Raw genomic sequence first — 22,838 nt, forward strand, 5'->3', positions numbered from 1 at the left:
TCTGACATCACGCTTGAAATCGGGGTGGAGAGCCACGACAAACTCTATCGCAATCCTTTCCTCGATCCGCTGAAACCCCATGAACTCAAGGCAAATATCGCCACGCCGAAAGATCCGAGCAATGCCTGAAGCAGATATCGACCGCATCTACGACTACGACCCGAAATACATCGCCGACATCCTGAAGTCTGTCAAAACCATCGCCATGGTCGGTGCGAGCGCGGACAAGACCAAGTTCAGCTATGGCGTCCTGCGGCAACTCAGCGAGATCGGCTATGACATCCTGCCGGTCAATCCGAACCCCAATGTCACGGAAATCCGCGGCCTCAAGGTCTATCGGTCGCTTGAGGAAATCGACAAACCGGTGGACATGGTGGATGTTTTCCGACCCAAAGAGGAGCTTTACGGCTTCGCCGAGAAAGCCATCGCCATCGGGGCAAAAGTGCTTTGGGGTCAGATCGGTGTCTATGACGACCGCGCCGCCAAACTCGCCGAGGACGCGGGCCTCAAGGTTGTCATGAACCGCTGCCCCAAGATCGAACTCTTCCGGCCCTTCTGGAAACCGAGACTCGATCTAAAAATCTAAAGTGCATCATTGACCCAGAAGAAACGTGGTTCAGGGGGTAATACGAGGCCTGGTGGTGCAAAAAATTTGTAGTATGTGCGAACCGAATGTCAGCTCCCGCGTTCATGACCTCGCAATCTCTGACCTACCCCCATCAGGGGTCAGTCCACCTGGTTGGAACCAATTGGATCCATTCGTCGCCGGCAGGTTGATCAACCGTCAAACAGTCTGTTTGAGCGCGCAAAGTAAAAGCATGACATAAACCAAAAAAGGCTTACTGTCGGGCTTTTGGGAGGTGTCGGTTCCTGACATCGGTATCCGTAGGGGGTCAAGTTGCAGGACGTACGAAGCTGGCTCGCAGAACTTGGACTGGAGAAATATGCGCCAGCTTTTGCCGAAGCTGAGGTGGAAATCAGCGATCTTCACCGACTGAGCGAAGATGATTTTAAAGAACTGGGCCTGCCGCTAGGACCGCGTCGCCGGTTGAATGATGCGATCAAGCTCCTGGTAGGCGCCTCCGGTTCCATTGAGCCGAATGCGACACCGGTGGCACCTGTTTTGGATGCTATGGCCACAGATCCGCCAACCGACGCCGAGCGCCGCCACCTGACGGTAATGTTTGTTGATCTTGTGGGTTCAACAGAGATGGCGACGCGCTTTGACGCGGAAGACATGCGCAATGTCATCACGGGCTACCAGAACACGGTTGCGGGTGTGGTGAGCCGCTATGAGGGGTTTGTGGCCAAGTTCATGGGCGACGGCGTGATGTGCTACTTCGGCTGGCCCCGTGCCGGTGAGGATGATGCGGAGCGCGCGGTGCGGGCGGGGCTGGCTATCATCGACAGCGTCAGAGCGACAACAGCGCCCGACGGTTCAGCGCTGGCAACCCGCATCGGTGTCGCGACAGGTGTTGTGGTCGTTGGAGACCTGATCGGCAGCGGCGCAACACAGGAAGCCGCTGTGGTTGGAGAGACCCCCAACCTCGCCGCGCGACTACAGGGCGTAGCTCGGCCCAACCAGCTTGTTCTGCCAAGCGAAACACGTCGCCTGCTGGGCAGCACTTACAAGCTGACGCCAATCGGCGCACAAGAGTTGAAAGGCGTGGGTGCCCCGGTTGAAGCCTTCGTCGTTGACGGCGAGGCAGTGCAGGAAAGCCGCTTTGCCGCGCGTCAGTCCGGCACCTTGACCCCCATCGTCGGGCGCGACCGTGAGATCGAGCTTATGCTGGAACACTGGGCGCTTGCCAAATCGGGCCAAGGCCAGATGGTCATCGTCAGCGGCGAGGCCGGTATCGGCAAGTCACGCATCACCAGAGCGGTCATCGACGAGGTTGCAAAGGATGACCACACTCGCGTCACCTATCAATGCTCGCCCTATCATGCGGATTCAGCGTTCTATCCGGTCATTCAGCAGATCGCTTTCGCCGCTGGGTTCACATCGGCGGATGGGCTGGATACCCGGCTGGACAAGCTGGAGGCGCTGCTCGGTCAGGACCCCGAGACGCTGAAGCTGATCACGCCGATGATGGGTCTCGACGGCACCGCGCGATACGGTGCGCTTGATTTGACACCTGCCCAACAGCGGGCGCACACGATGCAGATCCTGGCCAAGCTGCTGGTTCAGCAAAGCCGGGGCAAGTCCGTTCTGTTGGTCTACGAAGACCTGCACTGGATCGACCCGACTTCACTGGAATTGCTCGACCTGCTGCTGGATAAGGTTGCCGATCAGAAGATCATGATCCTCGCCACGGCGCGCCCGGCGTTCGAACATGGCTTTGGCGGTCATCCCATCGTGACGCGCTTTGCGCTGAACCGGCTGGGGAAGGATCAGATCGAGGATATCGTCGCCAAGCTAACAGACGGCAAGGCCCTGCCAGACGAGATCATCGCGATCATTGCTGAGCGCACCGATGGTGTGCCATTGTTTATCGAGGAACTGACCAAGACGATACTGGAATCCGGTGCCCTGAAAGAGGACGGCGACCGCCTTGTTCTGAATGGACCGCTCAGCACCATTGCCATCCCTACCACACTGCACGACAGCTTGATGGCGCGGCTTGACCGGTTGCAACCTATCAAGGAAGTAGCGCAGACGGCTGCCTGCATTGGCCGCGAGTTCAGCCACGGCCTTCTGGCGCAAATCTCCCTAGTGTCCGATGCCGAACTGACAGCCGCACTCGATGGCCTGATCAAGGCGGAACTGATCTACCGGCGCGGCCTCCCACCTGAAGCCACCTATCTGTTCAAGCACGCGCTGGTCCGGGATGCGGCTTATGAAAGCCAGCTGAAGGAGAAGCGTCGCGCCATCCACGCACGCATCCTGACGGCGCTGGAAACCGACCACGACGTTGCCCCGGAAGTCCTTGCCGTGCACGCCGAGGCCGCCAACCTGACCGACCGCGCTATCGATCTGTGGGAAGTCGCAGGCAAGGCCGCCATCGCTAGACCGGCATTCAAGGAAGGCATCTCCAACCTTCGACGTGCTATCGCTTTGATCAACCCAAACGTCGAAGGAGGTGAACGCACGGTTATCGAGCGGGCACTTGCCTTGCAGGTTCAACTAGGAATGGCCTGCCTGCAGGGTGTTGGATATGCCGCCGACGAGACAAAGATGGAAATGGAGCGCGCACTTGTTCTGGCGGATTTGATCGGGGACACTCCATTGAGGTTCGATGTCGTTTTCGCACTTTGGGCTGGACGATACGTCAGAGCCGAACATTCCGAAGCTTTACCATGGTCGCTGCGTCTTTTGGACGAAGCTGAGAATTCGGGAGACACGACAGAACTCGTTTTAGCAAATCGAAGCCGGGGCGTATTTTCAATGATGTCTGGCAGGCTTGCCGAAGCGCGGAGCTTCCTAGATAAATCTCTCGCGGTTTATGATCCAGCCAAGCACGATGGCCTCGCTTTTCGGTTTGGACAGGAGATAGGTGTCGCAACCCATATCTACCACTCTCTAAATTCTCTTCTCATGGGCGAAACAAATCGTGCCGCAGTGCACGCGCGAGAAGCGGAGAACCGGGCTTTGGCGTCAGGCCATATCATCACGACCTGCTATATGCATGGTCACTTTATTATTTCCGCCGTGATAGCCAATGACGAGTCTGCCTTGTTGCGTCATTTGAATGCGTTGCATCCCATTGTCGAAGAACACAACCTGCATATCTGGTTGAGCATAGCTCGGATAGCGTCTGATCTGCATAGAGCGGGTCAGGGTGATCGGGCAGGCATAGATCGCTTCTTTGCTCTCGATGCTGAGATGGCTGCAGGCATGAATGGTGTTTTCGTGCCAACTTTCCGGATCGAAGCGGGAAAACGGGCTTTGGCGCTCGGTCTTTTCGGTCCGGCCAAGGAATTGGCGGCCATGGCTCAGGACGTGATTGAAGCGACAGGCGAACGGTACTCATTGTCCGATTTGCATCGCTTACAGGCCGGGTTGGCAAACGTCGACGGCAACGGAGACGCCGCGGAAAAGTACCTTTTGATGGCCATCGAAGTCGCCCGTCAGCAGGGCGCCAGACTTTGGGAACTGCGCGCAGCCATCGACCTCGCGCGCCTCTGGCAGGAAAAGGGTCGAAACGCTGACGCCATCTCTCTTCTCAAAGCCGTCCACGAAAGCATCACCGAAGGAGATTGCCCGGAAGAGCAGATGCAGGCTCGCACATTGCTTGCTGCGTTAGCTGCATAAATCTGCTGCCGACGGATTTCAGAGGCACCTCGCTCTAACAGATGAAGCCAACCATGGGTCACTCTGGACGTCGGTTTTATTGATTTTGTGTTCTTCATTTGCTCTTGGAAAAGAGGTCTAGTTCGAAGTGCTCTCCAACTCGTGTCGCGCTTTGGAAGACAGAGAGGATGCAGGTACGGCGTATTGGAGCTTTGTCCCGCACTGCGGTCATCCGGGCGGTGGAAATGCTGCGCGATGCGCGAACGTCCCTATCGGTGAAGCCGCACTGCAGAGATGGACCGACCGGCGAAAGGCAGCTCAGGGCCGGAACCGTCTTGACGCCGGTCACGGGGGCGGTGCCCTCTTTTGCATCGCCGCATGACGGCTTCGAGCCCTTTCTGGTCATTTGCAATGGCTAAAAAGATCAGCCATAGGTTTTTTGACGCAAAAACCCATGGTGTCCGAGCCTGCCTAAGTTACAAACAGCTACTTTTGCGATCTGGAGACAAATTTTGGAACGTAAGCTAGCTGCGATAGTTGCCGCCGACATTGTGGGATTTTCGCGAATGATGGGCGAAGATGAAGCGGGCACTGTCGATGCAGTCAGAAAATTGCGTTCGGAAACCCTCGATCCCATTCTCGCGGAATACAGTGGTGCGATCCTCAAATCGATGGGTGATGGGTGGCTGATGGAATTTCAGAGTGTAGCAGGTGCAGTAAATGCGGCCCTGCAAATTCAAGATCGCATGTCCAAGCACCCATCAATCGGCCTGCGCATCGGAGCGAATATCGGTGACATCATAAAGACGGCGGAGGACTTCTACGGGGATGGGGTCAATATCGCATCCCGGCTGGAGGGGATTGCACCCAAAGGCGGGCTGCTGATTTCGGATGCGGTTTACGCCAGCCTCGATGGGACCCTTTCGCCGTCCTTCGAGGATTTCGGGCTGTGTGAGCTCAAGAACATATCGCGGGACGTCCGGGTATGGGTCCGCAACACGTCCAACGACATCACCTCCAGGGCTGTCGGAAACGTGCCGCGTAAATCATCCGAATTTCCCTTCCTCTCGATTGCTCCCATCACGACGAACCAATCCGGTTCACAGATTAACGAGATTGCAAATTCATTGACGGCTGATCTCGCCACTTTCTTCGGTGGTATCGCGTGGATGAGCATAGGCATCAGCGAAGAGGCTCCGCGCGATGCATATGTCCTGAAAGCCAGTTTGCGCGCGCAGGGTCAGCGGATCAGGCTGGAGACCCGGCTGACGGACAAACAAGGTATGACGATCTGGAGCGATAAATCTGATGGCAGCCTTGAAGAGACCTTCGACTGGCAGGATCGGATGTTGGAGCACATTTCAGGAGCCGCGGCTGACTTGATCCTGGAAGCGGAAACACTTGCACTCGCATCGGTGCCTGACGAAGAATTGCTTCCCGAACAATGCCTGTTGATGGGCATGATGGCTTGGAAGACGTTCTCGAACGAGTCATTCGAAGTGGCCACTGGCTTTCAAGCCCGCGCCATTGAAGCGAAGCCAGATTTGGCGGATGCCTACGCCGAGGCCATCATTGTGACTTGCGCAGCTTATACGATGGGTCCGAGCCCTATCATGCAAGACTACATGCGGACGATCCCGCAATGGGTCGAAGCCGCAAGACCGCTTGCGAGCGGCCACGCGATGCTGACATTGGCAATCGGGGTCGCGGATTATCTGTCGGACCGTCGCATTGCGCCGTTGAACCAGACAGTTTCCTTGGTACTTCGCTTAGCACCCTTCGATGCAAGACTTCTGAGCTTTTGCGGATGGGCATATCTTTGGTCAGGAGACGCGCAAACCTCCTTGGATTGCTTCGAAAAGAGCATTCGCTACGGAAAGCTGGGACCGTTCATCGTCGCGTCACATGGCGGTGCGGCCACGGCTTTAGTGCAATTGGGCCGTCCGAATTCGGCGATTGAATACTGCGACACTGCGCTCAAGATGTCGGACAGCTATCCAACGCTCTATTCGTCAAAGGCCGCTGCGCTCGCTATGCTGGGTGACACCGAAGCGGCCAAAGAAGTCATGAAGGCTTACTTGAAAATCCTGCCAAACCGCAATTTGCACGCTTGGAAGGCAACCAACGACTATGGAAAGTCCGAGGGAGGTGAAAGATATTTTAAGGCTTTGCTTATCGCAGGCCTTCCCGAGAGCTGACTGGGCATATCTTACACCCTGAACGGCAGCTTCGTCTCGCTCTGCCGTCATTGCCCTATCGGAAATGCTGCGCGATGCACGAACGGCAGGTCTGGGGAAGCTGCACTGCTGCGACGCTCGATCTAGCCAATGTCCGGTAAGGGCCGTTCACGCCTGCACTGTGCCTTCGGCGTCACATCCTTCATCTCTTTCTGCAACAGCAGCGCCACCTGTTCAGCGGTGAATTTGTACCCTTGCCCGTCGGGGACGCGCTCCGCGGAGATCGGGTACTTCGGCCTGCGGGGATCGATCCCCGTGATCCTGAAGGTGCCGCGGCCGGTGCTGAACTGTCGACCAAAGTCGGCCGGCGACAGCCCGAAGGCTTCAGCGAGGGCTTCAAATCGCAGCCTTTCGGGATCGAGCACGCTCCCATCTGGGAGCGGAATGGATACGCGGAACGCGAGATCAAAGCCCCAGCGCAGATCGGAGCCCGAGATCTCTTTGGCTTCGACCACAAGGCCGTAGCGCGCGGCCACATCCTGGCAGGCTTTCAGCATCTCGTCCTGAAGCCGCTGGCAGAGGCCGGGTGTCAGGTTTCGGGGTGGTTTCGAGTTCGGCACGGTGCTGGGTTCCGGAAGGCAGAGGCAGACTGGTTTTGCCGAAAGTGGTAAAACATCTGCCGCACGTCATCAAACCCACCAGATGACTTCGCACCGGATCTGACGCTGCGACCTGCAGTCGATACCGGAATTAATGTGCTCAACCTTGATCTGCGATCATCGATCCCATCACACGATCATAGGACGCGCTGGGCGCATCTTCCAACCTCTTGATCCGATTGACCGGAACGCCCCTCCCCGCCCCAATTCCACCTTCCGCCTGTATTCCGGTGTCTGCCTTGTGATCCGACTTGATCGTGGCGCGGGTCTACGCCTGTGTCGGGTGACAAGGAGGTGAGCTGCATGGTCAAGAGGCTGAAACTGAATGAGAAAACACTGCGGGATGCCGAAACGAGGGCGGGCGCAAGCTATCAGATTTTCGACACCGAGGTGATCGGTTTCGCGGCCCGGGTCCAGGCCTCGGGCGCGCGGACCTTCACCATCGATTATCGCCATGCCGGAAGGCAGCGGCGGATGACGATAGGCCGGTGGCCCGAATGGAGCGTGACGGCCGCCCGCGAACGCGCAAAGGATTTGCGCCGCGCCATCGACGAGGGGCAGGATCCGCTGGCCTCGCGAGAGGAAATCCGCGGTGCGCCGCGCGTGGTCGTTGGGAGGATACCGTTCCCATCGAGAGCACCGATCCCCACGTGCTGCGTCGCTGGCTCGCTGAAAGTGGGCCCAACGTCGCGATAGAAAGCGTCTATTCTGACGCGTCCGGCAGCCTAGAAGGCTTTTTCGGTTTTCGGCGTATTTTCGAGGACGCGGACGAGCGGGCATCCTTCTGGGAAGGAGTCGTCAAGGCTACCGATGCCTATCAATCGCTGGCACCGGGACAACAACTTGCGGCGTGGCTCGATCTGTTGGGTGTGCCGTCCATGCTTGAGGCCACACCCTTCGGAACGCAGCTCGGAGTGTTCAACCAATAGCTATCGGCAGTGCCAGTCACATTGCGTGGAACAAGGTTGATCGAAGCTGATCTCGCCTCCGGTCCGGACTGGCTTCGAATTGGGGCGACGGCGCCGATTTGCCTGGAGCATTACTGGATGACGCCGGAACGGGTTTGGGTTGCGGAACCACTGAGCGTTCTGGAAGGGGACCGTTATCGGATCGATCCCACTGTTTTGCCGGTTTGATGTTGCACGAGCCGGCGCGACAGACCCTCTTGCGCGACAGGCATCTGAAAGAACCGCAACGGTCCGGATGTCCGCAACTGGTCCTTTGCCGGAAATCCGAAGTGCCGTCAGTCGAGTTCGAAGCGCGCGATTCCTGCCGCGGCGAGTTCATCATCGAGATCGTGGCCAATAAGGAACTCGATCACTGTCGCCGCGGCGTCCGGTGATGCAGCGCTCCGAAATACCGATATGTCGATATGTGTCCCAAGGTGCTCCGGGAAAATGGCTGCGGGAACCACCCCGGGCGTGGCGAGCACAGTAGTGAGAGGGGCGATCGCAAGCTCGTATTCGCCAGTCGCCACAGATACCGCCGGTACACCGCCAGCCATCGCGTGACTTCTGGTCAGGACGAAGTCAGGCAAACCCATGCGCTTGATCGCGTCCAGATAGGTGCGTCCGCTCGTCCCGGCGCCAGTGTAAACTATGCTGCTCGCGACGCTGAGAAGCGCCGCGATGCCCTCTGTGTCAGAAACGATTTGGCCTTGCGCTTCGCCGCTGCGAGCGACCGCAAGCGGGACACGCCCGAAAGCACGGTGGCTGCCGGCGTCTGCAAATCCATCTTCGACCAGGGCTTTCGCGTAAGGTGGATTCGTCAAGCCGATATCGTATGGCTCCCCGGCTCTGATCCGCCCGGGTATCAGCGGGTTAAGCTCAACCTCCTGTTCGAGCCGCGCCTGTGTCGCGGTTTCAATGCGCGGCGCGAGGCGAGCCATGACAGCCCTGATCGCCGCAGGCAAGAAAAGGCGCAACGAGTTCGGCAAGATGATGCTCCTCCTTGGCCCGTGCCCGAGATGTGTTCCCTTTACTAAATGCGATGGTTTGGCACCGGGCAAGCGCGTTTTCCGCGCTGCCCGCTCCGGGCTCTGACCGGCCCTACGCTGCAAAATGCACGAAGGTTTGCTGTGCAGCAAACGCCAGTCCCCCCTCCTATGGTTCCTCCCCGGCACCAAACGTATGCGGGGGGGCTGAGCGCGGCGGTTTGCTAGCGACTGGATTCCTCACCGGGGAATCCACCTTGAATCCACCCGGCGGACGCCAGTTGGAAATTCGACTCCAAATCAAAAGCTTACGAAATCGCGAACTGGCTAAGGTGGATTCCCGATCGGAAGCCAGGGAATCCACTTCGGGAAATCCACCCCGACCGCAAGCCACCCTGCTGGGAAGGCGTTGAATCCACTTCACTTTTCAGATTGACAAAGCTGCCCCCTTGACCTACCCATTGATCATCGAAGAATAGCGCCCGGAGGAAACCCCTCTCGGGCGTTTTCGTTTTCCCCTTCACCCGAGACCTGCCTCATGGACCTCGTCTTCGCACCGAGCCAGATTGAAACCTGGCCGATCGATCGGCTGCGCCCTTATGCCCGCAATGCCAAGATGCATGATGAGACCCAGGTGGCGAAGATCGCCGCCAGCATGGCCAGGTTCGGCTGGACGGTTCCTTGTATGGTGGCCGAAGATGGCGAACTGATCGCCGGCCACGGCTGGGTGCTTGCTGCCACGATGCTGGGGCTGAGAGAGGTGCCCGTGATCCGGCTCAGCCATCTGGATGAGGCAGAGCGCCGGGCCTACCGGATCGCCGACAATAAGTGACCGAGCTCGGCGACTGGGACGAGGTCCTGTTGCGTGACGAAATCGCCGGACTGCTGGCCGAAGATTTCGACCTGGATGTTCTCGGCATCGATGCCGATGAACTGGACGCCCTGCTGCGCGGTCCCGAGGCGCTGGGCGACGACGGCCCCGTCGAGGGCGAAAACGATGTTCCTGAGCTGCCGGTCACGCCGGTGTCGGCGCCGGGGGATCTCTGGCAACTCGGGCCGCATCGCCTGATTTGTGGCGACAGCACCAGCGCCCATGTGGTCGGGCGACTGCTGGGCGATGTACGGCCATTGTTGATGGTTACCGACCCACCTTATGGCGTGGACTACGACCCCTCCTGGCGCAACCAGGCTGGTGCGGCGAAGACCAAGCGCACTGGGAAAGTACTGAATGACGACCGGGCCGACTGGCGCGAGGCATGGGCACTGTTTCCCGGCGATGTCGCCTATGTCTGGCACGGAGCGTTGCATGCCGCGACGGTGGCCGAGAGCCTGACAGCCGCGGGCTTTGCCATCCGGTCACAGATCATCTGGGCGAAGGACCGGCTGGTGTTGAGCCGCGGTGATTACCACTGGCAGCACGAACCCTGTTGGTACGCCGTCCGTACCAAGGGCAAGGGACATTGGGCGGGCGACCGCAAACAGACAACCCTCTGGCAGATCGCCAACCGGGACCAGGATGCCGACACGGTACATGGTACGCAGAAGCCGGTAGACTGCATGCGCCGGCCAATCCTGAACAACTCCAGTCCCGGCCAAGCAGTCTACGAACCGTTCATGGGATCGGGCACCACGCTGATCGCCACTGAGACCACCGGCCGGGTCTGTTTCGGCGTCGAACTGAACCCGGCCTATGTCGATGTTGCCATCGAGCGCTGGCAGTCGTTCACTGGGGAAGAGGCGGTACTGGCGGAAACCGGCGAAACCTTTGCCGCCCTCAAGAGCAGCAGAGCACGCTAGGCCGTTACACTGACTTTCCGCCATTCCGGGGCATCAAGTTTCCGGAGATTCCGGAAAGATACCGTTGAGCCATATTGTGGATGGCACCGACACGAGATCAATCCGGTAGACATTTCCCCTGCCCTCAACCTTCTCCGAGGTGATGGGCAGGCCCAGCTTCTTCTTCAACGCGCCCGCAATGCATCCGCGGACAGTGTGAGCCAGCCATCAGGTGGCCTTGACTATATCGGCGATGGTTGCGCCTTCCGGTTACTTCAGCATAGCGATGATCTGCGCCTGTTTCGTGCCGGCACGGACGACGACAGGGTTCGAGGTGTCATTGACCTCAGACGTCGGCGCCGGCTCCACCTTCGCTTTCCGCCCCCTTGCAACAGCACCGGCCACCACCGGATCGATCCCGATGGCCGCCAACCCGGCCTCAGTGGCAATGAGCGTGGTGCCGTGCCCATCGCCGGTCTCGCGCCACAAGGGTTCTCCCCGCCGAAGGTTGGCCTCGATCTCCTCAAGCCAACCGTGGGACATCATCTTGCCGACAACTGTCCGGGCGGCAGCGCCGTGCAGCCCGTCGGGCAGTGGCAGGGCCAAGTTCCCCGGCCGGGCTGCGGCACGGGAAAGAACGCTGGACTGGGTATCGGTGAGATTTGACATTGGGACCTCCGGTGTTCCGGCGCGCGCCTCGCGCACCTTCTACGGAGGCGAGCCCCGCTCTCGCCAAAGAGGAAATCAGTGATCTTGCGCAAATCGGCAGCGACAGAGTTGATCGATCCGACGGCAGCCCAGTTGATGGTGTCCGGGTCGAACACGAAATGGTCGTCGCTGAGCGCCTTCAGGCGATCCAGCATGGTATCGATCTCTGCCTTGGCGGCAAGGAAGGCATTCAGGGCTTCGTCGTTGCTCCGGGCCTATCGGCGGGGGGGGCATGGCGGGTCGTCCTTGGGTGAGTTGCATCGTTTCCTTGCGATCAGACTCGCTCTGTCGCGCCGATCCATCAACTCAAATCCGAATGATATCATTGACTTGAGTGGGGGTGGCATTGCCATGAAGGGGATGAGCGAGCGGGTATATGCCGCCCATTCCGGATTGTCGCGCGGCGGGCGGAGATGACAGATCCCGACCAGCAGCGCCGGTCCCTGGCCGGGGACGGATTGATCAGCGGTCCGGAAGAGAGCTCGTCCTATCTGAAGGCGCGTACGGCGCTGACGGTCTACCAGGCGCAGGAACGCCAGCTGGCAATCCAGAAGAAGAAATGCGCACTGGTCGATCGGGCGCGGGCGGAGACGCTGGTGTTTCGCCTCGCGCGGCAGGAACGGGATGTCTGGGTCACCTGGCCCGGACGGGTGGCGGCATTGATGGCGGCACAAATCTCGGCGGAGATGGAACGACACATGGGGGCATCGGTCACGATCGAAACCGCGATCCTGCAGAGGGTGCTGGAAGCCCATGTCCGAGACCAGCTCGACGCCCTCGCCGATCTCCGGGTCTCCCTCGGGTGATCATGACCTGACAGACGGGCTTGACCTCGGCTTTGACGGCGCCCAGGACCTCCTGCGCGCCTGGGCCAGGGGTATGCGGCCCGACCCGAACCTGACGGTGTCGGAATGGGCGGATCAGCATCGCTGGCTCAGTTCCCGCGCTCAGCCGAGCCGGGGCGGTACCGGACGTCCCGCACACCCTATCTGAAGGCCATCATGGATGCGCTCAGCCCCGGGCATCCGGCGCAGCGCATCTCGTTCATGAAAGCTGCACAGGTCGGCGCGACCGAGGCTGGCAACAACTGGATCGGCTTTGTCATCCATCACGCGCCGGGACCTATGCTGGCGGTGTTGCCAACGGTGGAGATGGCCAAGCGCTCCTCGCGCGGGCGGATCGATCCGCTGATTGCCGACAGTCCGGAGCTGCGCGAGCAGATCAACCCGGTCCGGTCCCGCGATGCGGGCAACTCCATGCTGTCGAAGGGTATTGTCGATTGTGCGGTTTCCCGCTCATCTAGGACAGGCCGGGTTGATCCTACACCCTCGTTTCGTATTCAGATATAAACGAAGCTGGCATTGGGTTCGCTCTTCATGAACATCTATTATTCACGCGTTCGCTCGTTTCGGGCGCTGGGTCTGGCCCTTGTCTGCCTTGGTGTCTCCAGCGGAGCGGCCATGGCTGCGGTATCCTGCAAAGCGCCAATCGAACCGGAATTTTCCAATCGAACAGGACACTCAACGCCCGGAAGCAGCATCATGCAAAAGCTAGGCGAAGCCGCTGGATCCAGCCGGGACCGGGCCATTGTACAGGAAGTCCTTAAGGGGAATGTCCCCAGTTTCATGCAAGATCTGGAGCCTTTGACGCTCAAAGGCATTGCATCGACAGGCAGGAATATCTCGGTCACCTTGTGCGTCACACCTGAATATCTTGCCGTTGGCAACGACGAGGATTTCGTGAGGGTCCCGCTTGGATTGCCCGCCGCTGCACATCTTGCCCTGGAAATGGGTTTCGTGCTTCCCACAACCAAGATTGTCGATGCGATTTACCAGCAGGCAGCAGCGCGTGTTTCGCCCAGTCCCATGAACCCGACATCGCAGATGACGACGACGTCGTACTTCGTCGACCACAACCGGACAATTGAAAAACAGCTGTCCGAAGTAAGGGGATCGAAGCACGTGCTTTCAGCTGGGCACAAGAAGGATCTGGTGTTGTCCAACCGGCTCAAATCCAAGCCGGGGCGTGTGGCAATTTATGGTTGGCACCGAAAAAACGGTAAGCCTATCCAGCCGCTCAGTACGGTACATGGATCAGAGTATGCCGATTACAGCCACGGCGTCCGGCTGATTAGCAAAATGGCCTACGTGGATGGTCGCCCCGTTTTGCTGAGCGAAATCATGCGTGATCGGGAACTTTCACAACTGATCAGCGACGAAGGGCCAATCGAAGACATCGTCTCCCTGATGCAAAACTACGCGCGGATCGCCGCAAACTAGACCTGCTAGTCGATCGTCTTGCAGCATCTGAATCCGAGGTGATAGTTCGCGTGGCTTGACGGGCTCATGACCCGCGTCCCATGCCAGTAGGGTGCGCGCCAACGGCACCAATCGGGATGGGCATAGTAGCGATCGAAGATAAACCAGCTGCCTTTCATCTCGGTCACGCCCAAGGTACGGCTGCCGGCACTGGCCATCTGGTCCGGTGACAGTGGCAAGTTCATGTGCTCGGCCGCGTTGCCGTGTAGATCATAGACGCCCAAGTGGCTCTTGCAGCTCGGGAAACTGCCTGTCGGATAGGTGTTTGATCCGCAGTTGTTGAACCCACCACCGCCGCAGGACGCGCTTTTCTGGCTAGCAGCGGCACAGATGCCCTTTTGATAGGCGCTGCCATAGGCCCAGTTCTTGCTTGCGCCGTACTTTGCGTTGTGCGCTTGGCGCATCGCGGCGACGGACCCCAGACCGAACCGGTAGTCGGGTGGCTCCAGTGCCCCCGCACAGGCCCCCTCCCATTCATGCGCGTCACACAGCCGTTTGCCGACCGCCGCGCATATCTCTGCCGCCTCCCGTGCCTTGACCCAAACCACGGGGTAGGTGCAGGGAATATTGGGAAACTCGAACTGGTCGATGCAGACCTTTGCGTCCGACGGTTTCTCTCGCCGCGGATCATAGAGCGGTGCCATGTAGCGGTCGCCGCAGATGCGGCGGTTCTGTGCATTGTCGTATCCCGATGCTCCTCCAGGTGCCCGCGCCTGACAGTCCTGTGGTGTCATCGGGTGCTGCGTAATCCGGGGGTTTCCCTGACCGATATAACCGGATCTTCGAAAGATCGCCCGAACCTCCTGCATCTGCGCGGAAGTCAATCGGTGCACATTTACCAGCTGGCTGAACAGTGTCTCGTTGGCTTCCTGCAATGTCTCGCCATTCGCCACAGACGCAAGCGAGAACAGAAAGCCCGCCGCGACGAGAGACAGCCTGCGCGGTTTCATTTCACGGCCTCCTTCTTCATCACGTAGAACAGGTCCCTGTTGTCGGGATATCCGATGAACCGTGGCAGGACCTTTCCGCCGGTCATCTTCTTGTCGATCAATCCCATACCGGGCACGATGTGAGCGACATGGATCTTGCCGCCGTGCGGCACGTAGAGACCGAGATAGGTATGCTCCAGCGCATTCATGTCCAGCAACATGGCATAGCGGCACCCATAGGCCTGAAAGGTACGCGTCATGGCCGAAGGCGTCGCAGTTGAAAAATAACCGTACAAGAGGTATTGCGTCTGCCCGGTCTCGACGATGCACCCCCCTGCGCGCAGCGTGCGCAACTGGGCATCGGCCGACCCCGACCAGTTGCCGCCCCCCCATTGCGTCACGAGGTTTCCGGGCACCCCCTGCCCTGTTGCCGCATCGAACTCCACAAGTGGTACGCCGTTCTGGCGGGCAAACCGGATCAGCGGCAGCAGAGCATTGTCCGCCTCCTGCCAGGTCTTCATGTGAACCGTGCCGTCATTCAGCACGATGATCGTCGAGAGATCGGGCTGCAACTTGCTGAAGATCACACCGTTCTCGATGAAGCCATAGTGGTGGCCCATGTTGTAGGTGGCCATCTCTCCGAACTTGAAGGCGCCATGCTGCCGCTTGAAGCCGCCGGTGAAGGTGGCGATGGTCCGGTTCGCCGCGACCGGGTTAACCATGCCCAGACGCACCAGAGGGGCTGTCGAGGATATCCCGTCAGGCCCCGGCAGACCGCGCGGACGCGCGGATGCAGCGGGACGGGGCGACCAGCCGACGCTCGGATGATCCGTGCCCAGTGCAAAGCCAAGGTCGAAGGCCGACAAGTCAAAGGCGACCATGTACCCCGTAGCCTTGGCTTCAACCGCATCGAGCCGATTGACCTTTCCCGGGCCACCCAAAACCGAACGCGCTATGGCACCCGGTTGGAACGCGCTGGCAAACACGCCTTGAAGGCCCGTCACCGGATACCAGGCACCAATAGCCATGCGGCCGTTCTCGGCCCCGGTCACAGCGATGTCCAGAAGCGTAGCGATCACCGGCCTCTGGTCCTCGGGGGCGTCGATCCGCATCGGTAACGGACCGATAGGGTTCACCAATACGCCGTTTCCGGCTTCGACTGTGCTGACCTCCAATTCGGAGTCTTTGAAAAAAGTTCCGCGCACGAAGCCGACAATAGTTTCCCCGCCCCAGATATTGTCGCGCAAAAACTCCGCTGTCGCTTCGAGACTGGTGCGGGCTCCGGTTGTCTTGACTCTAAGGAACGCCGCTCCCCCACAAACCGGAGCGTAGGGCAACCCGGTCCGTCTTGCGGCTTCCAGCTCGGCCAACCCGAAATCGCAGGCTACCGACCCGACAAGTCCTGTCAGGACGACGGCCTGCGCATCCTCGTTCAAGGACAGGGAAAAGGCGTCGGGTGTGGGGATTTCGATGTGGTAGCTCTGGAGCGCCCGGCCCTTGGCATCGACGGATTGCAACAGGTACCAGGCACCGATGGCCGGGTTCAGCGACGTCAGAACAAATGTGCCCGAGCCGTCCGGCAAGGAGACAGACAGCGTTTCGCGGAAGGGCTGCAAATCGAGGACTGTCTTGGGCTTAACCGCTTCGTAGTCTGCACGCTGAATCGCAAGCGTTTCGGCGGATTGGGCATCCGCCGGTGTCGCAGTCCAGGCCGTTGCCAACAGCGCGGTCAGCACCGCAAGGCATGTCAGGTCGGTTCTGCGAAACAGGGGCATTGGATCTCCTTTCCCCGGGACATCTACAACACTAGGCGAAGCAGTTTCAGCGCGCCGCGCTTCCACGGGACGCGGTGGGTCACGCCCGATGTCGTCGATATCCTGTCATGGTTTTCCACGTACCAGTCGTAATTGCGGATCAGCGCCTCTTCGTTAGAGTAGCGCGGCGCGTAGCCCAACCGGTCGGTGATCTTGTCGATGCTGACGAAACTGTCCTTGCCGGCGGTCTCGTAGATCCACTTGTAGAGCGGCGACAGGCCCACGGCTTCGAGCGCCCGCAACGTCCAGATGGCCGGAGCGGCAGGTAGGCCGATGATCCGCTTGCCATGCCCCGCACGGTCGAGTACCGCCTGAAAGCTTTCGCGCAGGCTGCCATAGCGCGCGGCACCTACGTTGAACGTGTCGTTAACACGATCCACGTCCGCCTTCGCGCACAACTCTACCGCTTGGTTCAGGTCTTCGACATCCAGCAACTGGTACAGGTTGTTGCCCGATCCCAGAACCGGAAAGCCGTGACCACCATAGGCAAAATCGTAAAGGAGCTCGAAAGCGCCCAATCGCTCGGGGCCGACAAAGGACTTGGGCCGAAGCACCGGCAGACACAGCCCCTTGTTACGGTACTCGGCACAGGCTTCTTCGGCCAGAACCTTTGACTCACCGTAGGGACCAACCCCATGCATCGGGTCATCCTCGGTCAAGGGATGATGGTCCGGGACACCATAGACAGCCGTACTGGAGATGTGAATGAAGCGACTGATGCCTTTCTGAATCGCCGTTTCCAGAAGCATGCGGGTTCCATCGACATTGGTAGAACGTATCTCTGATGGTGCGCTCAGCGGCAGGGCCGCGGCGCAGTGGACAACCACGTCCACATCTTCGAAAGCTTCGTCGTGACGGCCTTGATCACGAATGTCAGCCTGCAGGACGCAGATCCGCTCCGCTTCGGGGTAGTTGAAGGGGGCAATGTCGTAGCTGCGCACCTGATGCCCGCCAGCCAGCAGATGGCGAACTAGATTGATACCCATGAAGCCGGCACCGCCGGTGACGAGAAAGTTCATCTTTTCCCTTTTCGACCGGCCCTATCCGAAAAACCGATCTGCGACAGCAACGCTCGTTTTCATCGTCAAGCCTGACGCATGCACCCATCTTGAAAACATGATCTGAATCAAGAACAGGACGAGAATATCCGAAGATGGTGTCAATTAAGGAAGGGAAGCGAAATATACCGCGAGGCCAGCGGCAGGAAACATCCGGAGAGAAACAGCGGTCAATGGAAAGACAGATCAAGGACCAGAACTCCGAGACGACGCCGCTTGTACTGGATGTCGATGGAACGCTCCTGCGCACCGACCTTCTGCTCGAGACAATCTGGGCCGCACTGGCGCGCAACACGGTTGCTGCCTTGCGGATCATCTTCCGGAACCTTGCAAAACCCCAGTTGTTGAAAAGGGAGCTCCTGACCATTGCCCGCCCGGACATCGCCCTTTTGCCCGCAAGGCAGGAGGTTCTGGACATGGCGCAAGCGGTGAAATCGCAGGGAGGCACGGTGCACCTAGCCTCGGGAGCGGACAAGGAATTGGTCGACGCCGTCGCAGAACGTTTCGACATTCAGGGACCCAACTGGGGGACGACCCCGGAACGAAACCTGACACTCGAAGATAAGGCGGCACTGATTTGCGACAGGCTTGGTCCCGAAGGGTATGATTATGCGGGAAACTCCTGGGCCGACCTGCCGTCCTGGAAATCCGCCAGGCGGATCATCGCGGTTGCGCCCGGCGCGCGGTTGAAGGCCGAAATCTACCGGTTAGGCAAGCCAATTCAGATTTTGGCGGACGGTTGGACTCTGCGGGACGCGCTTGGCGAAATGCGATTGTTGCAGTGGATCAAGAACCTACTTGTTTTGCTTCCGATGTTGGCCAGCCTGCCGGCAAGTCCACATGTCGTCCTGAAGGTACTTGCCGCGACCCTGAGCTTTGGCTTGGCGGCCTCTGCAATTTATATCTTCAATGATCTGACCGATCTGGACGCCGATCGCCGTCATCCCGAAAAAAAGGAACGTCCAATAGCCTCGGGGCGATTGCCGATCTCTGTGGCAATGGGGCTCGGCATCGTCTTGGTTGTCCTGTCTTGGAGCCTGGCGCTTGCGGTGGGCCCATGGGTCTGGGCCGCGATCGTCCTCTACATGGTGCTCAACCTGGCCTATTCCCTGTCGCTGAAGAGGAAGCGCTGGATCGACCTCGTGCTGCTGGCAGCGTTCTTTCTGATCCGTTTTGTGACAGGCGCAATTGCCGCCGATGTAGCTGTTCCCCCGCTGTTTCTTGGTTTCGTGTTCGCAGTCTTTCTGTCCCTTGCCTGCGTCAAACGACTGACCGCACTTGCGCGAAGTCGGAGCAAGGAGCATCTGCCCGGCCGCGGATATCGCCCGGCGGACGCGCGCAACCTGCAGATCCTCGCTTACGGCAGTGCCTTTTTTTCCATTGTCCTTTTTCTTTTGGCCACCTTGCCAGCAGGCGCAGTACCGGATGTCAGCACACCACTGTTGATGTCCCTCTCCATGCTGCCGTTCGGTATTTGGCTTGTCCGGATAATCTGGCTCAGTTTCCAGGGCCGCGAAGACTATGATCCTGTGGTCTTCGTCACCCACGACAGGGTCGGATTGGGTATGCTGGCCCTCTCAATACTCATCGTTCTACTTTCTTTTTGATGTCTCGACCTGGAACACGAAGGCAAGGTCCAACCGGTACTTTATCGAATACCCTAGAACGAGTCCCAAAACCGCTCCGACCTCGCGCATCCGATCGGTCTGCCAGACAATCAGGAACAACGTTTCGGTGCCCCAGAACAAGAGCGTCGTGGCGACGCCAGTCAGGGTGTAAAGCGAGAATTTCCGTGCCTCTCTACGGAAATCTTGCAGCTGGTCGAAAAATATCCACTTCTTGTCAAGCACGTATTTCACGACAAGCCCGGCTCCGGTTCCCAGGACCAGAGCCAGAACGTACCCAGACACACCTGTGAATTCTGTCAGCACCAAACGCTGAACACCGAGGTTGACCAGCACCGCGACAAACGCAAAAACAGCGTAGCTAATTGCCCTGACTGCCAAACGTTCCCTCTCTTCCGGCTATCTGAAGCGGCCGATCCTGAGATAATGGGCCCGACGACCCGCAAATGCCAACCCTGATCGTGCGAGAAGCTCGGGGCCCAGGGTCAAAGGCGCATGCTCAGCCGGTTCGTCGCCGCCGGGCAAGTCAGCGGCTACATCAGTGCGCGGGCTTTGCCGAGCAGCCTGCCCAAGGTCAAATGGCGGATCGGGGATTGTTGCTATGCCTTGGAGCCATTAAGGGAGTGGCACGCGGAAATCCACCGGGGCTCGCTACGGCGATGTATCGGGCCGCTATTGAAAGCCGGGTATCCGTCAGCAATAGTGATCACCGAACCGGACCTAACCAGACCGTTGCAATCAAGCGGGTTCCATTTGCGTCTTACCTGGCAAGCCCGGCAACGCCATTCAGATCGGTGCTCCACCGCAATTGAACTTGCTCTGACAAGCCCCTCTGCCACCGTGTTCCTGGTTGGCGACGGTACGCCGACGATGCCATAGTAGTGTCGTCACAAGTGCACAGACACAACGGAAGGCTTCATGTCAGCACATCCCCGCGCCGAGCAGAACCGTTTTCCGATTTCGGAGAAAGTGCGGTTCTTATCCCGGGTGGCCGCATATCCTCATGAACCGAAATCCGTGGAAGTGATCGAAACGCACATGTCATGGGTCTTTCTCGCAGATGAATTGGTCTACAAGCTGAAGAAGCCGGTACGATACGATTTTCTCGATTTCAGCACGGTTGAAAAACGCTGCGCCGCTGTTGCCGACGAGGTTCGCCTCAACCGTCGACTTGCCAATGATGTTTACCTTTCAGAGCGTCCCCTACGGATTGGCACCGATGGACGACTTACGCTGAACGGGTACGGGCAGGCCATCGACTGGATGGTGGAAATGCGAAGGTTGGCGCAAGAGCAAGATCTCGAACACGTGATTGCATCTGGTGGTCCGAGGCAAGTCGACCTTGCCCGTTTGGCGGATCTTCTTACCGGGTTCTATCTAGGGCTTCCGCCCGCAGATATCGATCAAGACACCTATTGCTCTCGGTTCGCCGAAGAGGCCCAATTGACCGAGAATGTCCTCACCGACCGCAAACTCAAGCTGGACGAACCGTTGCTGGCATCTGCTCTCGATGGTTTCCGGCACGCCTTCGAAACGGCGACCCCGCTGCTGCGTCACCGGGTCCAGAAGGGTTGTATCGTCGAGGGGCACGGGGACCTGCGCCCGCAGCACGTTTTTATGAGCGAGCCGCCGGTCATCATTGATTGTATCGAGTTCAACCTTCGCCTTCGTCTTGTCGATCCCCTGGACGAGATCGTCTTTCTGGGCATGGAATGTGCGCATCTCGGTGCAAGTTGGGTTGCGGGAAAGCTTGTACGACGGTTGAACTCGGTGATGGGCGAACCGTCGGCCGATCTGGCCGACTTCTACTGGCGCTACCGTGCGCTTTTGCGCGCGAGACTGGCGCTTTTGCACTTGGTTCTTCAGCCCGGCCGCACTCCTGAAAAATGGCGACCACTGGCGCGGGCTTATGTTGCTTTGTCGACCAGACCAGACCTCATGCGCCAGCAGCCGGGAGGTCTACAATCGGACGACAGTTGTGCAGGCACTGGATAGCCTGTCCGAACAACGGAGCTGCGGATACGATCTCTACCCGGTTCGCAACATTACTGGTCAGGCGGAACGGCGGCACCGTGTCGGTGATCACCCAACCTTTGATAGCGGGGTCCGACAAAGCCTCGGGTGCGCCGCTGGTGAACAATCCGTGCGCAGCCAACGCCCACACGTCGCGGGCTCCGCGACGCATGATTTCTCGGGCAGCGCGAACCATGGTCCCGCCAGAGGCGATCAGGTCATCGACTATCAGAACGCGCGCGCCCTCAACCTGCCCTGCAAAAAGTTCTCCTGTGACCACTCCCGCGCTGCGTCGTTTTTCCATAAGAGCAAAACCGACCTCGCGCTGAAGTTTTTCTTCAAGCGCCTCTCGAAACAGCTGAGCACGCTTTACCCCGCCGGGATCTGGCGAAGCGACACAGATCGGCGCGTCCGAGGCCAGTTCGACCGAGCGGTCCAACAAGACCCCACGCGTATCAAGCGCAACGGTCTCGCAGCGGAAGGAATTCTGGAATGCAGCAATGTTGTGAAGTTCCATCGCCACAACACGATCCGTCCCGACCGCCTCAATCAGTTGCGCGACATAACGCGCCGTCACCGGATCGCGCGGCTTTGTTTGCCGATCTTTTCGCGCGTAGGCGAGGTAAGGCAGTACCACCGTCACGCGGGCCGCACCATTTGCACGAAGTGCTCCGATGAAAAACAGCAGCTTGCACAGCTTGTCGTTTGGGCTTTCATCCGGTCCGCCATGAAGCCCCTGGATCACGTAAACGTCCGCGCCGCGCACCTCTTCTAGAGGGCGCGCCTTGTGTTCCCCGTCTTCAAAGTTGCGTTCTTCCATGGTGGCCAGTGACGTACCAGCCTCCTTTGCCACGGCGACACCAAAAGGCCGAGTAGCATCGAGAGCAAAAATCTTGAGTTCCAATGATAGGTCGCTCCTTGATGGATTATCCGTGATCAGGCGTGCGCCAAACCTACCCGCGAATCTATTGCTGTGTCACCGTTCGAGGATTTTTCGAGACGGAGGTGTTAGCCAGGCGGTGTCTTTTGGGAGGCGGCGGACAGCTTCTGAGCAGTTTCAGTTTCCCAATCACCGAGGCAACCCAGTCGGAAAACAGCTAACGCCCCTCAGAAAAAGCATTGGCGCGGTTGGGCTTGAAATTTGCTCGGGTGTAAAGGCGGCGTTCCTTGATTCAAATGGTTGTAGACAGACGAATAAACAGCAACGAGTTTCTGCACACTTCACATCTGCCTATAGCGCAGCATCGCCCGATCTTGCAGTCGGAACGGCAAGGGTGCCTTCTCTGTCCGGTTGTTCAACCATCGGCCGGATTCCGGTCTGTCGGCATTGCCGATATCTTGCATCGCAGCGCCGTAGGAACGGCGCGTGTCGGTAACTTGGACAAGAGAACGACGGCGGCGTTTCATTGATTTTCCGAGAAATTTCAATACGGCCAATTTGTCTCTCGTCTTCGCCAGGAAGCTTTCCACGACCTCACCTTCGCGATATCCGACTGGTCTCCTTGGTCCCACGGCCAGACACAATTTGGCCCGCGCAGGGGGACTCGACGAATGTTGACCAGGCGTTGACAAGGATTTGGAACGACAAAAGCCGAGC

Annotated in this window: 14 protein-coding genes and 5 pseudogenes; 10 read left to right on the forward strand and 9 right to left on the reverse strand. The window is 58.9% G+C overall.

The genetic code is table 11. The features are described 5' to 3' along the window. Window positions 1–121 precede the first annotated feature (121 nt). The 3 genes from AC2FNA_RS23570 (at window position 122) to AC2FNA_RS23580 (ending at window position 6,429) form a co-directional block, all read left to right on the forward strand. Window positions 122–586, forward strand: coding sequence for a CoA-binding protein (locus tag AC2FNA_RS23570; RefSeq protein WP_496830797.1), 465 nt, complete (start codon window positions 122–124; stop codon window positions 584–586). Window positions 587–898: 312 nt separating this feature from the next. Continuing rightward, complete coding sequence (locus tag AC2FNA_RS23575) at window positions 899–4,252, forward strand: AAA family ATPase (protein WP_496830799.1); 3,354 nt, start codon at window positions 899–901, stop codon at window positions 4,250–4,252. 491 nt (window positions 4,253–4,743) lie between these two features. Continuing rightward, complete coding sequence (locus tag AC2FNA_RS23580; protein WP_496830801.1) at window positions 4,744–6,429, forward strand: adenylate/guanylate cyclase domain-containing protein; 1,686 nt, start codon at window positions 4,744–4,746, stop codon at window positions 6,427–6,429. Window positions 6,430–6,551: 122 nt separating this feature from the next. Here AC2FNA_RS23580 and AC2FNA_RS23585 read toward each other — a convergent pair whose 3' ends face one another. Continuing rightward, window positions 6,552–7,028: a hypothetical protein gene (locus AC2FNA_RS23585; protein WP_496830803.1), complete on the reverse strand. Its 477-nt coding sequence runs from the start codon at window positions 7,026–7,028 to the stop codon at window positions 6,552–6,554. 342 nt (window positions 7,029–7,370) lie between these two features. On the opposite strand from AC2FNA_RS23585, the pseudogene AC2FNA_RS23590 reads away from it, so the two are divergent. Further along, a pseudogene (locus AC2FNA_RS23590) lies at window positions 7,371–7,673 on the forward strand (Arm DNA-binding domain-containing protein); the annotation flags it as partial. A 637-nt stretch (window positions 7,674–8,310) separates the two neighbouring features. On the opposite strand, the gene AC2FNA_RS23595 reads toward AC2FNA_RS23590, so the two are convergent. After that, a complete protein-coding gene (locus AC2FNA_RS23595) occupies window positions 8,311–9,003 on the reverse strand; it encodes a substrate-binding domain-containing protein (RefSeq protein ID WP_496830805.1) in 693 nt (230 codons plus the stop codon). A 535-nt stretch (window positions 9,004–9,538) separates the two neighbouring features. On the opposite strand from AC2FNA_RS23595, the pseudogene AC2FNA_RS23600 reads away from it, so the two are divergent. After that, window positions 9,539–10,797: pseudogene (locus AC2FNA_RS23600) on the forward strand (site-specific DNA-methyltransferase). Window positions 10,798–10,830: 33 nt separating this feature from the next. On the opposite strand, the pseudogene AC2FNA_RS23605 reads toward AC2FNA_RS23600, so the two are convergent. Beyond that, window positions 10,831–11,445, reverse strand: a pseudogene (locus tag AC2FNA_RS23605) (DUF3489 domain-containing protein). A gap of 452 nt (window positions 11,446–11,897) precedes the next feature. On the opposite strand from AC2FNA_RS23605, the gene AC2FNA_RS23610 reads away from it, so the two are divergent. The 3 genes and pseudogenes from AC2FNA_RS23610 to AC2FNA_RS23620 all read left to right on the forward strand — a co-directional run bounded on the left by AC2FNA_RS23610 (window position 11,898) and on the right by AC2FNA_RS23620 (window position 13,763). Further along, window positions 11,898–12,290, forward strand: a complete 393-nt coding sequence (locus tag AC2FNA_RS23610; protein WP_496830807.1) for a hypothetical protein — start codon at window positions 11,898–11,900, stop codon at window positions 12,288–12,290. Then, window positions 12,238–12,752: pseudogene (locus AC2FNA_RS23615) on the forward strand (phage terminase large subunit family protein); the annotation flags it as partial. The gene AC2FNA_RS23610 and the pseudogene AC2FNA_RS23615, both read left to right, overlap by 53 nt. 108 nt (window positions 12,753–12,860) lie before the next feature. Beyond that, complete coding sequence (locus AC2FNA_RS23620) at window positions 12,861–13,763, forward strand: hypothetical protein (protein ID WP_496830809.1); 903 nt, start codon at window positions 12,861–12,863, stop codon at window positions 13,761–13,763. A gap of 5 nt (window positions 13,764–13,768) precedes the next feature. Here the strand turns inward: AC2FNA_RS23620 and AC2FNA_RS23625 are convergent, their stop codons facing one another. From AC2FNA_RS23625 to AC2FNA_RS23635, 3 genes are all read right to left on the reverse strand, one after another. After that, window positions 13,769–14,752, reverse strand: a complete 984-nt coding sequence (locus AC2FNA_RS23625; protein ID WP_496830811.1) for an SUMF1/EgtB/PvdO family nonheme iron enzyme — start codon at window positions 14,750–14,752, stop codon at window positions 13,769–13,771. Further along, complete coding sequence (locus tag AC2FNA_RS23630; RefSeq protein WP_496830813.1) at window positions 14,749–16,467, reverse strand: hypothetical protein; 1,719 nt, start codon at window positions 16,465–16,467, stop codon at window positions 14,749–14,751. The genes AC2FNA_RS23625 and AC2FNA_RS23630 overlap by 4 nt, the downstream gene beginning before the upstream one ends. 62 nt (window positions 16,468–16,529) lie before the next feature. Then, complete coding sequence (locus AC2FNA_RS23635; protein WP_496830815.1) at window positions 16,530–17,564, reverse strand: NAD-dependent epimerase/dehydratase family protein; 1,035 nt, start codon at window positions 17,562–17,564, stop codon at window positions 16,530–16,532. A gap of 212 nt (window positions 17,565–17,776) precedes the next feature. Here AC2FNA_RS23635 and AC2FNA_RS23640 point away from each other — a divergent pair, with 212 nt between their 5' ends. After that, the gene (locus AC2FNA_RS23640) at window positions 17,777–19,210 is read left to right on the forward strand and encodes a UbiA family prenyltransferase (RefSeq protein ID WP_496830817.1); all 1,434 of its coding nucleotides are present in this window, start codon (window positions 17,777–17,779) and stop codon (window positions 19,208–19,210) included. Here AC2FNA_RS23640 and AC2FNA_RS23645 read toward each other — a convergent pair. Beyond that, window positions 19,196–19,609, reverse strand: coding sequence for a GtrA family protein (locus AC2FNA_RS23645; protein ID WP_496830819.1), 414 nt, complete (start codon window positions 19,607–19,609; stop codon window positions 19,196–19,198). The genes AC2FNA_RS23640 and AC2FNA_RS23645 overlap by 15 nt on opposite strands. Before the next feature lie 537 nt (window positions 19,610–20,146). Here AC2FNA_RS23645 and AC2FNA_RS23650 point away from each other — a divergent pair. Beyond that, on the forward strand, window positions 20,147–21,223 hold the full coding sequence (locus AC2FNA_RS23650) for a hypothetical protein (protein ID WP_496830821.1): 1,077 nt from the start codon (window positions 20,147–20,149) through the stop codon (window positions 21,221–21,223). Here AC2FNA_RS23650 and AC2FNA_RS23655 read toward each other — a convergent pair. Both AC2FNA_RS23655 and AC2FNA_RS23660 read right to left on the reverse strand, forming a co-directional pair. Continuing rightward, window positions 21,165–22,145, reverse strand: coding sequence for a ribose-phosphate diphosphokinase (locus AC2FNA_RS23655; RefSeq protein ID WP_496830823.1), 981 nt, complete (start codon window positions 22,143–22,145; stop codon window positions 21,165–21,167). The genes AC2FNA_RS23650 and AC2FNA_RS23655 overlap by 59 nt on opposite strands. 193 nt (window positions 22,146–22,338) lie before the next feature. Further along, window positions 22,339–22,723: pseudogene (locus tag AC2FNA_RS23660) on the reverse strand (DDE-type integrase/transposase/recombinase); the annotation flags it as partial. Between the last annotated feature and the right edge of the window lie 115 nt (window positions 22,724–22,838).

The sequence above is a fragment of the Ruegeria sp. YKSD163 genome (assembly GCF_059612905.1).